Source organism: Stenotrophomonas sp. 115C5 (genome assembly GCF_056861055.1).
Genome location: NZ_JBSPUQ010000010.1, coordinates 1 through 13,099, shown reverse-complemented (window position 1 = coordinate 13,099; position 13,099 = coordinate 1). Strand labels below are relative to the sequence as shown.

The following is a 13,099-nucleotide window of genomic DNA, read 5'->3' as shown; positions in this document are numbered from 1 at the left end:
TCGAAACACCAAACGTCCGTATGTGGCGTGTAAATGACATGTAACGCGACGCTTCTACGATTCCGCCGCTGCTGCCCTTCGACGCCGCCCTTCGGCGTCCAGCGTGCCCGAGGAATCCGCCCCCATGCCGTCCCACGCTCCGCTCCGCCGCAATCTGCTGGCCCTGCTGGTCTGTGCTTCGCTGCCGTCGCTGGCTGTCGCTGAAACCGCCCCCGCGACCGACGCGCCGTCGGCCACCACCCTCGATTCGATCTCGGTGATCGGCCGCGGCGAAGCCCGCCAGGTGCAGCGTGTGACCGCCGAGGACATGAAGATCCTGCCGCCGGGTGCCAACCCGCTGAAGCTGCTGGCCAGCAAGCCGGGCGTGCACTTCGAATCGGCCGATGCCACCGGCGCCTACGAATGGTCCACCAGCATCAGCCTGCGTGGTTTCAACCAGAACCGCCTGGGCTACACCCTCGATGGCATCCCGCTGGGCAACATGGCCTACGGCAACAGCAACGGCCTGCACATCAGCCGCGCGGTGATCAGCGAGAACCTGGGCGGTGCCGAAGTCTCCACCGGCATCGGTGCGCTGGGTACGCCGTCCACCAGCAACCTTGGCGGCGTGTTCCAGTTCTACTCGATCGATCCGTCCACCGAATATGGCGTGGTTCTGGCACAGGGCTTTGGCAGCGACAACGCGCGCCGCAGCTATGCGCGCCTCGATACCGGCGAGCACCAGGGCTTTGCGGCCTACCTGTCCGGCGCATACTCGGAAGGCGACAAGTGGAAGGGCAAAGGCTCGCAGGAGCTGAAGCAGTTCAACGGCAAGGCCACCTACAACTTCGGAACGGATAGCAGGATTACCGCGCTGTTCAACGCCTCGCGCCGCGTCGAGGCCGATTACCAGGACCTGTCGCTGGAGATGATCGATCGTCTCGGCTGGGACTGGGACAACTACGCGCCGGACTGGAACCGTGCCGTGGCCGCGGCACGCGGCAAGTTCAGCGGCGGCGTCAACAGCCCATGGGATGCGTACTACTCCGGCCACGGCCTGCGCAACGACGACCTGTCCAGCATCGCCGGCGATTTCGGCCTGAACGAGTCGATGCGGTTGAAGGTCAACGTCTACAATCACAGCAACCGCGGCCAGGGCCACTGGTTCAGCCCGTCCAATCCGTCCAACCCGGGTACCAGCCGCGAGATCCCGATCTCGATCCGCACCACCGAGTACGCGATCGACCGCACCGGTGTGACCTCGGCGTTCACCTGGAGCGTGGCGGGCCACGAGCTGGAAGCGGGCCTGTGGTACGAGGACAACGGCCACAGCGTGCAGCGCAACTTCTATTACATCGACGGCCCGATCACCGACGATTTCTTCCTGCGCAATCCGGACCAGCGCGTGTGGCACCAGCGCTACACCACCATCACCCGCCAGTTCTATGTGCAGGACCGTTTCCGCCTGTTCGATGACCGCCTGACCATCGACATCGGTGCGAAGTCGCCGCACACCCGCACCAGCGTGCGCACGCCGCTGGGCAGCTATGCCAACAACAGCAGCCTGACCTCGAAGAAGGGTCTGCTGCCGCAGGCCGGCTTCAACTTCAAGCTCAACGAAGGCAACGAGATCTTCGGTTCGTTCGCCAAGAACGTGGCCGCGTACGCGCTGGGCGTGGGCAGCCCGTTCAACGTGCCGCAGGCCGCGTTCGATGCCAGCGCGAAGAGCCTGAAGCCGGAACAGTCGCGCACCCTCGAACTGGGCTGGCGCGGCTATGGCCAGGGCTATGAAGCGTCGGTGGCGGTGTATGACGTGAAGTTCGACAACCGCCTGCTGGCCATCGCGCAGTGCGTGGGCATCCTCGGTTGCCCGGCGCTGTTCTCCAACGTCGGTTCGGTGACCAGCCGCGGTGCCGAGGCGACCCTGCAGTTGAAGCCGATGCAGGACCTGATCTGGTCCAATGCGCTGTCGTGGAATGACAGTACCTACGACAACGACTACGTGAACAACGGCGTGGTGCCGACCCGCGGCAAGACGACCGTCGACACACCGGAGTGGATGTTCGCCAGCACCCTGGCCTGGACCCCGGGCCCGTGGGACCTGCGACTGGCCGCCAACCATGTCGGCAAGCGTTACGTGACCTATACCAACGATGTGTCGGTGCCGAGCTACTGGCTGGTCAATGCGTCGGTGGCCTATGACTTCGGCACGCTCGGCCCGGCACAGAACCTGACCGTGGCGCTTAACCTGACCAACCTGACCGACAAGCGTTACCTGTCTTCGATCAACACCAACGGCACCTACGCCGCCGACCCGACCCGCAGCTTGGCGACCATGCAGGTCGGCGCGCCGCGGCAGGTGATGGCCACCGCCACCGTGCACTTCTGATGCGCGGGCCTGTCGATCCGGAAAGCCGTCGTCGCCTGTTGCGCATGGCGTGGCAGGGCGCGGGGGCGGCGATCGCACTGGCGGCGATGCCGGGGCTGGCCACGGCCGGCCCACGGCCGCGGCTGGGGCGTGATCCGTTCACCCTCGGTATCGCCGCCGGTGATCCGGATCCGCAGGGTGCAGTGCTGTGGACGCGGCTCGCGCCGGACCCGCTCAACGGCGGCGGCATGCCGTCGCGGGCGGTGCCCGTGCGCTGGTTCATGGCCGAAGACCCTGGCATGCGCCGGCTGGTGCAGCGGGGCGTTGCTGCGGCTGTGCCGGAGCTGGCCCATTCGGTACATGTGGAGGTCAACGGCCTGCGTCCCGGCCGCGATTATTACTATCGTTTCGCCTGCGACGGCGATGAGGAAAGCGTGGTCGGCCACTTCCGCACCGCGCCGCTGCTGGACACGCAGTTGCAGCAGTTGCGGTTGGCGCTGTGTACCTGCCAGGCGTGGAACAGCGGCTACTACCCGGTGCTGCGTGACATCGCGCAGAGTGATGTCGACCTGGTGCTGCATGCCGGCGACTACCTGTATGAATACAGCCCGCTGCAGAACGCGCGTGGCAGCACGCTGGATGCGGCGCGGTTCAGTGGCGAGACGGTGAGCCTGGAACGTTACCGTGACCAGTACGCGCTGTACAAACTCGATCCCGACCTGCAGGCCGCGCACGCCGCACACGCGTTCGCGGTGATCTGGGATGACCACGAAGTGCAGAACGATTACTCCGGCATCCACCCGGAGAAGCCCGGCGTCTCAACCGAAGACTTCATCGTGCGGCGTGCGGCGGCGTACCGTGCGTTCTACGAACACCTGCCGATGCGCAGCACGCCTGCAGGCAATGGTGGCCTGCGAGTACACCGGCGGCTGCGCTATGGCGATCTGGCACAGCTGACGCTGCTGGACTGCCGCCAGTTCCGCCCGGCCAATCCCTGCGGTGTAGGCGAGTCACCACGTTGCGAGGCGGCACTGGATCCACGCATGAGCATGCTCGGCACGGGCCAGGAGGCGTGGTTCGCGCAGTCGATGGCTGCCGCGCGGGGCACGCGCTGGAACGTGGTGGTACAGCAGCTGCTGATGGCGCAGCTGCGGCTGGACGGTGGCACACCGCGCGAGCGCTTCTGGAACGACGCCTGGGATGGCTATCCTGCCGCACGCAACCGGCTGCTGCAGGCCTTGCAGACGGGCGGGCAGGGCAATGCCATCATCCTCGGTGGTGACTGGCATTCCACCTTCGTCAACGACCTGAAGCTGGATTTCGACGCGGCCCGTGCGCCGGTCGTGGCCACCGAATTCATCGCTCCGGCGATCAGCAGTGGCGGCGACGGTACGCCGTACGGTCCGTACTACGGACCGTCGATACCGCAGAACCCGCATATCCGTTACTTCGACGGCGACCGCCGCGGCTGGTGGAAGCTGCAGCTGAACCGGCAGACCGTGGATGCAGAGCTGCGCTTCGCCGACAGCGTGCTGCGCGCGGATGCGCCGGTGCGCACTGCGGCGCGCTTCCAGGTCATCCACGGCCACCCGGGCGCATCGCAGCTTCTGTAGAGCCGAGCCCACGCTCGGCTGCTTCTGGAAAGCCGAGCGCAGGCTCGGCTCTACAACGGCGGTGGACCGGTTTCATCGCCCCCAGCCCGGTTTCGTCGCAAACCGTTTGTGCGTGGCAAGGGCAGGGCGCCAAGGTGTTCGCAGGCGGCAAGGTGCCGCCACAAGGAGACCGTGATGAAGACCCTGTTCGCGCTCGGTGTGTGGTGCCTGCTGTTCGTACTGTGCTGGCCGCTGGCGATCCTCGCCCTGATCGCCTGGCCGTTCGTCTGGCTGCTGAGCCTGCCGTTCCGCTTGGTCGGCATCACCTTTTCGGCGCTGTTCGCCTTCCTGCGCGCGCTGTTCATGCTGCCGGCGCGGTTGCTGGGTGGCCGGGCGGTGGCCGCATGAGGGCCGTGTTGCTGATGGGTCTGGTCCTGTTGCCAGGCCCGGTGCTGGCAACACCGCCCGCGCCGCCATCGGCGTGGCTGGAGCGCCAGCAGGCAGCCGGTGCCGATGAAGCGAATGCGGCGGGGGCGACGGCTTCGAAGGTGCCGGAGGCCAAGGCGCACTGCCGGGTCACGAAGGAATGGAAGGTTGGCGAGACGGTGGTGCAGCACAGGGTCTGTGACGATCCGCCGAAGAAGCCTGCTGAAAAGGTGTAGAGCCGAGCCGATGCTCGGCGGGCTTTGGCAGGGCAGCCGAGCGTGGGCTCGGCTCTACACCGGCGCAGCCAACAAAAAACCCCGCCGAGGCGGGGTTTTTCGTTTGCAGTTCAGTGCCGACCAACGGTCGGCACCCACCCCGAAGACGAACGATCAGTTCGCCTTGTGGATGGCGCGCTTGCTGACCGCCATCGCCGCGTCGTGGATCACTTCCGACAGCGACGGGTGGGCGTGGCAGATGCGGGCCAGGTCATCGGCCGAGCCGCTGAACTCCATGGTCAGCACACCTTCGTGCACCAGCTCGGAGACATTGGCGCCGACCAGGTGCATGCCGAGGATGCGATCGGTTTCGGCATGGGCCAGGATCTTGACGAAGCCTGCCGGCTCGATCATCGCCACGGCACGGCCGTTGGCGGCGAACGGGAAGCTGCCGGCCTTGTACGGAATGCCCTCGGCCTTCAGCTGGGCCTCGGTCTTGCCGACCCACGCCAGTTCCGGCTCGGTGTAGATGACCCACGGGATGGTGTCGAAGTTGACGTGGCCCGGCAGGCCGGCGATCAGCTCAGCCACCGCGATGCCTTCCTCGAAGCCCTTGTGCGCCAGCATCGGGCCGCGCACGCAGTCGCCGACCGCCCACACGCCGTTGACGCCGGTGTGGCAGTGCGCGTCGACTTCGATCTGGCCGCGCTCGTTGATCTTGACGCCGGTGCCTTCAGCCAGCAGGCCCTTGGTGGCGGCGCGACGGCCGACGGCCACCAGCAGCTTGTCCACGGTCAGGGTCTTCTCGCCTTCGCTGTCGGTGTAGGTGACAACGACTTCCTTCTTCTTGCCCTTGCCGGTGATCTCGGTCTTGGAGACCTTGGCACCGAGGCGGATGTCCAGGCCCTGCTTCTTGAATTCCTTGGCAGCGGTCTTGGCCACTTCGGCGTCGGCCACGGCCAGGAACTCCGGCAGTGCTTCCAGGATGGTGACTTCAGCGCCCAGGCGCTTCCACACGCTGCCCAGTTCCAGGCCGATCACGCCGGCGCCGATCACCGCTAGGCGGTTCGGCACTTCGGTGAAGTCCAGGCCGCCGACGTTGTCGACGATGGTCTCGCCGTCGAACTTGGCGAACGGCAGTTCGATCGAATCCGAACCGGCCGCGATGATGACGTTGGTACCCTTCAGCTCGACGATGGAACCGTCATGCTGGGTGACCTTGACCACGTTGCCCGGCTGCAGCTCGCCGAAGCCGTAGTAGGCAGCGACCTTGTTGGCCTTGAACAGCATGCCGATGCCGCCGGTGAACTGCTTGACGATCTTGTCCTTGCGGCCAACCATCGCCTCGACGTCGATCTTGGCATCCTTGAAGCTGATGCCGTGGTCGCCAAAGATGTGGCCCATGTTCCAGAACTGGCGCGAGGAATCCAGCAGCGCCTTGGACGGAATGCAGCCCACGCGCAGGCAGGTGCCGCCGAGGGCCGGCTTGCCGTCCTTGCCCAGCGCTGCGTCGATGCAGGCGGTCTTCAGGCCCAGCTGGGCCGCGCGGATGGCAGCGTGGTAACCGGCCGGGCCGGCACCGATGACGACGACGTCGAATTGTTCAGCCATTGAATTATTCCTTGATGCATTACCAGAACCCCTCCGCGCAGGCGCGGAGGGGCGGGAGGTTTCTTACAGGCCGAACAGCATGCGGCCCGGGTTTTCCAGCTGGTTCTTGATGTCCGCCAGGAACTGCACCGAATCCTTGCCGTCGATGATGCGGTGGTCGTACGACAGCGCCAGGTACATCATCGGCGCGATCACGACCTGGCCGTTCTGGGCGATCGGACGCTCCTTGATGGCGTGCATGCCCAGGATGGCGCTCTGCGGCGGGTTGATGATCGGGGTCGACAGCAGCGAACCGAAGGTGCCGCCGTTGGTCACGGTGAAGGTGCCGCCCTGCAGTTCTTCCAGGCTCAGCTTGCCGTCACGGGCCTTCTTGGCGTAGTCGGCGATGGTCTTCTCGATGTCGGCGAACGACATGCGCTCGACGTTGCGCAGGACCGGGGTGACCAGGCCCTTCTCCGTCGAGACGGCGATCGAGATGTCCGAGTAGCCGTGGTAGATGATGTCGTCGCCGTCGATCGAGGCGTTGACCAGCGGGAAGCGCTGCAGCGCGTTGGCCGCGGCCTTCACGAAGAAGCTCATGAAGCCCAGCTTGATGCCGTGGGCCTTGACGAACTCGTCCTGCAGTTCCTTGCGCGCAGCCGAGACCTTGGACAGGTCGACTTCGTTGAAGGTGGTCAGCATGGCGGTGGAGTTCTTCGACTCCATCAGGCGCTCGGCGATGCGCTTGCGGATGCGGGTCATCGGCACGCGTTCTTCCGGACGTGCACCACCGGCCTTGCCGGCGCCGCCGTTGCGGGCGAAGTTGACGATGTCTTCCTTGGTCACCGCGCCGCGACGGCCGGTGCCGTCGACGTCGGCCGGGTTCACGCCTTCGGTGATGGCGGTGAAGCGGGCGCCCGGCGGCAGGGTGTCGGCGGCCGACTTGGCAGCCGGGGCCGGAGCGGCGGCAGCGGCCGGAGCAGCGGCGGCCGGGGCAGCGGCAGCAGCCGGAGCGGCTTCAGCAGCCGGAGCCGGGGCAGCAGCCACGGCGCCTTCTTCGATGATCGCCACGACCTGGCTGGAGGTCACGGTCGAGCCTTCGGCGAACTTGATTTCCTTCAGCACGCCGTCGACCGGCGACGGCACTTCCAGGACGACCTTGTCGGTTTCCAGGTCAAGCAGGTTTTCGTCGCGCTTGACGGCGTCGCCCACCTTCTTGTGCCAGGTGGCGATGGTGCCGTCGGCGACGGATTCGGGCAGTACCGGGGCTTTGACTTCGGTGGCCATTGCGGGAGCTTCCTGGTTTGTCTTCTAAATAGGGGGAGGATTATTCAGCGAACGAGTCGTTGAACGGGTTGACCAGCGCGTCGGCGACCAGCTGCTGCTGTTCGCGGACGTGGTCAGCCATGTGACCGGCAGCCGGCGAAGCCGAACGTGCGCGACCGGCGTAGTGCAGGTTCTGGCCATCGGCCAGGCAGAACTGCAGGTGGTGGCGGATCTGGTACCACGCACCCTGGTTCTGCGGTTCTTCCTGCGTCCACACCACGTCGGTGACCTTGCCGTACTTCTTCAGTTCGGCGGCCAGCAGCGCACGCGGGAACGGGTACAGCTGCTCCACGCGGATGATCGCCACGTCGTCCTGGCCACGCTTGGTCTGGTCTTCCAGCAGGTCGTAGTAGACCTTGCCCGAGCACAGCACCACGCGCTTGACCTTCTTGGCGTCCGCGTTGGCGTCGCCGATCAGGTGCTGGAACTCGCCGTTGGCCAGTTCGTCCAGGGTCGACACGGCCAGCTTGTGGCGCAACAGCGACTTCGGCGACATCACCACCAGCGGCTTGCGGGTGGTCAGGTGCTGCTGGCGGCGCAGCATGTGGAAGGCCTGCGCCGGGGTCGACGGCACCACCACCAGCATGTTCTCCAGCGCGCACAGCTGCAGGAAGCGCTCCAGGCGCGCCGAGCTGTGTTCCGGGCCCTGGCCTTCATAGCCATGCGGCAGCAGCAGGGTCAGGCCGGAAATGCGGCCCCACTTGGCTTCGCCGGCGGCGATGAACTGGTCGATGACGACCTGGGCACCGTTGGCGAAGTCGCCGAACTGGCCTTCCCAGATGCACAGCGTGTTCGGATCGGTGGTGGAGAAGCCGTACTCGTAGGCCATCACCGCTTCTTCGCTCAGCAGCGAATCGATGACGGTGGCCTTCTCCGGCGAATCCACCAGCTGCCGCAGCGGCATGTAGTAGTTGTCGGTCTTCTGGTCGTGCAGGATCGCGTGGCGGTGCGTGAACGTACCGCGGCCGACGTCCTGGCCGACCAGGCGCAGTGCATTGCCTTCGTCGAGCAGGGTGGCGTAGGCCAGGTTCTCGGCAAAGCCCCAGTCGCCCGGAATCTCGCCGGCGGCCATCTTGCGGCGGTCGTCGTAGACCTTGGCCACGCGCGAGTGCAGCTGCACGTCTTCGGGAATGGTGTTGATCAGCTTGGCCAGCTCGACCAGCTTGTTCTTCTCGACCTTGGTCGAGATCGGATCGGACAGCTTGCCTTCCAGCAGCTTCGGCCAATCGACGAACAGCGGGCTGGTCGGCGGGGTCTTCTCGACCTTGGCCAGCTCGGTGGTCACTTCACCGGCATCGAGCTTCTCGCGGTAGGCATCGACCATCGCCTTGCCAGCGCCGGCGGCGATCACGCCCGCCTTTTCCAGCTGCTCGGCATACATCTCGCGGGTGGTGGCGTGCTTGCGGATCACCTGGTACATCAGCGGCTGGGTGATCGCCGGTTCGTCGGCCTCGTTGTGGCCCCAACGGCGGTAGCACATCAGGTCGATGACCACGTCCTTGGCGAACTTCTGGCGGAACTCGAAGGCCAGCTGCGCGGCGAACACCACCGCTTCCGGATCATCGCCGTTCACGTGCAGCACCGGGGCGGCGATCATCTTCGCCACGTCGGTGGCGTAGCGCGTGGAACGCGTATCCAGCGGGTTCGAGGTGGTGAAGCCAACCTGGTTGTTGACCACGATGTGCACGGTGCCGCCGACGGCGAAGCCGCGGGCCTGCGACATCTGGAACAGCTCCATGACCACGCCCTGGCCGGAGAAGGCGGCGTCGCCGTGGATCAGGATCGGCATGACCTGCTTGCGTGCGGTGTCCTTGCGGCGCTCCTGGCGCGACCGCACGGAACCGGCCACGACCGGGTCGGCGATTTCCAGGTGCGACGGGTTGAACGCCAGCGCCAGGTGCACCGGGCCGCCGTCGGTGGCGACGTCGGCCGAGAAGCCCATGTGGTACTTCACGTCACCGGCCGAGGCGTGCTCGTCGTGCTCGAACTTGCCTTCGAACTCGTCGAACAGCTTGCGCGGGTTCTTGCCCAGGGTGTTGACCAGCACGTTCAGGCGGCCGCGGTGGGCCATGCCGATCACCACGTCCTTGACGCCATCCTTGCCGGCGCTGCGGATGATGGTGTCCATCATCGGGATCAGCGAGTCGCCGCCTTCCAGCGAGAAGCGCTTCTGGCCGACGTACTTGGTGTGCAGGTAGCGCTCCAGGCCTTCGGCCGCGGTCAGGCGCTCCAGGGTGCGGCGCTGGGTGTCAGCGTCCAGCTGGTAGTTGCCCCCGGCCGCTTCCAGCTTCTTGTAGATCCACTGGCGCTGCTCGACCTCGGAGATGTGCATGAACTCCGCACCGATCGAGCCGGTGTAGGTCGCCTTCAGGCGTGCAAGCAGGTCGCGCAGCTTCATGCGCGGCTGGCCGCCGACGCCGCCGGTGCTGAACTCGCTGTTGAGGTCGGCATCGGACAGGCTGTGGAACGGCAGGCCCAGGTCCGGGGTGTTGACCGGTGCGGCCAGCCCCAGCGGATCAAGGCGCGCGTCCAGGTGACCACGGGAGCGGTAGGCGGTGATCAGGCGACCGACATTGCGCTCACGCTCGTCGCCCGCACCGCTACCGGTGCCGGCTTTCAGCGCATCCTTGGCCGCGTCCGCGATGTGGGAGATGACAGCCGAGTGCGGGATGTCACCTGCTTCGCGGCCCTTGAAGCCGTCGAAGTAGGTTTTCCATTTGGGATCGACACTATCCGGGGAGACCAGGTACTGCTCGTACAGGTCCTCGACATAGGAGGCGTTGCCGCCGGCGAGTTGCGAAGATTGCGCAAACTGCTTCAGTTGATTGTCCACGATGGAGGGTGCTGATTCGCTTTGTGGGGTATGGCTTCAGAAGGACCCGGCACGAAGATGAATAGCCATGCACGGGCGCGTTCAAACAGCCAAATTGTACCCCCAACCGGACACGAAGGGGCACCACCAGAGGCATCGGGCGTCCCCCGGTGCCGCTTCCAGACAGGTTGGCGCGGTGGCGCGCGCTCAGATGCCGAGCGCGCGCAGTTCGCTGCAATCGCGCGAACGGTCCCAGACACGCTGCAATTGCTGCTCGAACGGCTGCGAACGTGCAGGCAGCGCGATGCCGGCTTCGCCGTCGAGGCGATGCCCGATCAGACGAAAGTAGAAGTCGCCGGCATCGTTGAGCAGGCAGGCCGAGGCCAGCGCACGGTCGACCGGGTCGGTGACCTCGCGGAACTGGATCACGCTTGGCAGGCGCTGGGCCAACGCCAGCAGCGGTGCCCCGGCAGCGGCAATGGCAGCCGCATCGTGCACGATCACCCGCAGCTGCTTGTCGTGGCGGGCGGTGACGAAGCGGCGCAGGGCGGCCTGCACCTGCGGTGCGTCAAGCAGGCCGGGGTCCAGCTGGCGGCTGTGCAGCCACAGCTGGCGGCGGGCGCGGTGGATGATGGCGGTGGTGATGGCCACCGCTTCGGCACGACTGTCGATGGCGCGGGCCGCGCCCAGCCGGCGACGCATCTGCTGGTGGCCGATGCCGGCCTCCTCGAACACCTCGCCCTCGGGCAGGAAGCCCTGGCGGGCATAGAAGTCACGGGCCCGCAGCTGCGCGTGCAGGTGCAGTTCGGCCAGGCCGAGCCGGCGCCCGGCCTCGACCAGTGCCTCCAGCAGGGCTTCACCGACGCCGCGGCTGCGATGGCTGGCCAGCACCGCCATGCGGCCGATGCGTCCATCCGGGGCCAGTCGGCCGGTGCCGACCGGTTCGCCGTCGGCGTCCAGCGCCAGTACATGGGCGCTGACCGGGTCCAGCGCGTCGCGCTCCAGTTCGGCGGCGATGCCCTGTTCCTGCACGAACACCCGCTGCCGCACGTCGTGGATGGCGACGTGGGCGTCGGCGTGGCTGACCTGCTGGACCCGGACCATGGCGGCGACTCAGGCGCGGCCGACGTCGCTGTCGTCTTCCTCGTCGTCCTCGAAGTTGACGATGACCTCGATGCCGTCGTCGTGCACGGTCACGGAGTGGACATCGTCGGACACCGCATCGGCGTCGATCGCATCCACGCGGTCACGGCCTTCGACGACCTCGCCGAGCACCGCGGCATCTTCGCCGTCGTCCTCGTCCTCGTCTTCGGCCTCGTATACCTCATTCGGGTCGATCAGCTGGAACACCCCGCCGACCAGCAGCTGCTGGACCACGGCACGGCCCTTGTCGGACAGGCCGCGATAGGCGGCGGCATCGAGCTGTTCGGCGCCGGCCAGACGCTGGGCGTCCTTCACCGGCAGCGCGAAGTCCTGGCCGCTGACGTACAGGCTGGCGCCGCGCTTGGCCCGGCGCCAGGCCAGGCGCGCCCACGGGTGGCGCTGCAGCAGCAGGCCCGACGCCAGGGCCTGGACCACTTCCTCCGGTGCCGGTGCTGCCTGGTGGGCCATCACTTCGCCCGCTGCACGGTAGGTGGTGATGAATCGGCCGAACCAGTCACCCAGCTTGTCCGGGTCGTTCATGCGGATGGCGTTGAGCGCGGTGATCACCCGCGCCATCGCCACCGTGTCGATCTCGTTCGGGTCGGCCGGCACCTTGAGGTCGGCATCCTGGTAGCGGATGTTCTCGTCGGCATCGGCGATGAGGGTGTCCAGGTAGTCGCTGATCAGCTCGGCCGAGGACGGCGCGCGCATGCCGAAGGAGAAGGTCAGGCACGGATCTTCGGCGACGCCGTGGTGCGGCACGTTCGGCGGCAGGTACAGCATGTCGCCCGGCGCCAGCACCCAGTCGTGGGTCGGCTTGAACACCTTCAGCAGCTTCAGCTCCACGTCCGGGCGGAAGCCCAGCGGCGGCTGCTTGCCCTTGATCGATTCGCTGGCATCGATCTGCCAGCGGCGATGGCCGTGGGCCTGCAGCAGGAACACGTCGTACTGGTCGACGTGGGCGCCGACCGAGCCGCCGGTAGCGGCGAAGCTGATCATCACGTCATCCATGCGCCAGCGCGGCAGGAAGCTGAAGTGCTCGATCAGGGCGCGCACGTCCGGGTCCCACTTGTCCACGTCCTGCACCAGCAGGGTCCAGTCGTGGTCGGGCAGGGCGGGGAACACGTCTTCCTGGAACGGGCCGGTGCGCACGCGCCAGCCATCCTGGGCCTTGTCGTGCTCGATCAGGCGCGCCAGCACGCCTTCCTCGCAGGCCAGCCCGGCCAGGTCTTCCGGCTGCACCGGGGTCTGGAAGTCGGGGAAGGCGTTGCGGATCAGCAGTGGGCGCTTCTGCCAGAAGTCGCGCAGGAAGGTGGCCGGCGCCATGCCCAGCGGCTGGCCGGGGCGGGCGGTGACTTCGATGAGCGGAGCGGAGGACTTGCGGGCGGCCATGGGGGAATCCTTGCAGCGGAAAGCGGGAGGGGCGGCGCGGCGGGCCGCCAAGGTCTCCATTGTCCGACGTTCGTTGGGATTGCGCACGTGCGGTGGTTTGTCGCGGGGTTCCGGCCAACGGCGGAGCCCCTCGTGGCGGTGTGGGTTCACAAGCAAAAGCCGCGCTTGGCCGGGCGGGTGGGCTGCGCGGGGGACGCTGCAAGTACGTCCATGTAAGCTCGATCGCCGCATCCATGCGGCTCACGCCCCCGCGCAG

Annotated in this window: 9 protein-coding genes; 4 read left to right on the top strand and 5 right to left on the bottom strand. The window is 66.7% G+C overall.

Translation table 11 applies throughout. The features are described from left to right. Nucleotides 1–124: 124 nt before the first annotated feature. The 4 genes from AC13FN_RS13025 (at nucleotide 125) to AC13FN_RS13010 (ending at nucleotide 4,601) form a co-directional block, all read left to right on the top strand. A complete protein-coding gene (locus AC13FN_RS13025; protein ID WP_217013761.1) occupies nucleotides 125–2,368 on the top strand; it encodes a TonB-dependent receptor domain-containing protein in 2,244 nt (747 codons plus the stop codon). After that, the gene (locus AC13FN_RS13020; protein ID WP_482985026.1) at nucleotides 2,368–3,960 is read left to right on the top strand and encodes an alkaline phosphatase D family protein; all 1,593 of its coding nucleotides are present in this window, start codon (nucleotides 2,368–2,370) and stop codon (nucleotides 3,958–3,960) included. Before AC13FN_RS13025 ends, AC13FN_RS13020 begins: the two co-directional genes overlap by 1 nt. Nucleotides 3,961–4,134: 174 nt before the next feature. Further along, nucleotides 4,135–4,347 (top strand): hypothetical protein, encoded by a 213-nt coding sequence (locus AC13FN_RS13015; RefSeq protein WP_010486834.1) that lies wholly within the window; start codon nucleotides 4,135–4,137, stop codon nucleotides 4,345–4,347. Further along, entirely contained in the window at nucleotides 4,344–4,601 is a 258-nt protein-coding gene (locus AC13FN_RS13010; RefSeq protein ID WP_197644678.1) for a hypothetical protein, read from the top strand. The genes AC13FN_RS13015 and AC13FN_RS13010 overlap by 4 nt, the downstream gene beginning before the upstream one ends. Before the next feature lie 153 nt (nucleotides 4,602–4,754). On the opposite strand, the gene lpdA is transcribed toward AC13FN_RS13010, so the two are convergent. The 5 genes from lpdA to AC13FN_RS12985 form a co-directional block, all read right to left on the bottom strand. After that, on the bottom strand, nucleotides 4,755–6,191 hold the full coding sequence (gene lpdA, locus AC13FN_RS13005; RefSeq protein ID WP_008264626.1) for a dihydrolipoyl dehydrogenase: 1,437 nt from the start codon (nucleotides 6,189–6,191) through the stop codon (nucleotides 4,755–4,757). 63 nt (nucleotides 6,192–6,254) lie between these two features. Further along, nucleotides 6,255–7,457: a dihydrolipoyllysine-residue succinyltransferase gene (sucB, locus tag AC13FN_RS13000; protein ID WP_482985027.1), complete on the bottom strand. Its 1,203-nt coding sequence runs from the start codon at nucleotides 7,455–7,457 to the stop codon at nucleotides 6,255–6,257. A 40-nt stretch (nucleotides 7,458–7,497) separates the two neighbouring features. Beyond that, the gene (locus tag AC13FN_RS12995) at nucleotides 7,498–10,329 is read right to left on the bottom strand and encodes a 2-oxoglutarate dehydrogenase E1 component (RefSeq protein ID WP_482985028.1); all 2,832 of its coding nucleotides are present in this window, start codon (nucleotides 10,327–10,329) and stop codon (nucleotides 7,498–7,500) included. Nucleotides 10,330–10,515: 186 nt separating this feature from the next. After that, nucleotides 10,516–11,412, bottom strand: coding sequence for a GNAT family N-acetyltransferase (locus tag AC13FN_RS12990; RefSeq protein ID WP_197644681.1), 897 nt, complete (start codon nucleotides 11,410–11,412; stop codon nucleotides 10,516–10,518). A gap of 9 nt (nucleotides 11,413–11,421) precedes the next feature. Continuing rightward, nucleotides 11,422–12,843 (bottom strand): ribosomal protein uL16 3-hydroxylase, encoded by a 1,422-nt coding sequence (locus tag AC13FN_RS12985; protein ID WP_482985029.1) that lies wholly within the window; start codon nucleotides 12,841–12,843, stop codon nucleotides 11,422–11,424. Nucleotides 12,844–13,099: the final 256 nt, after the last annotated feature.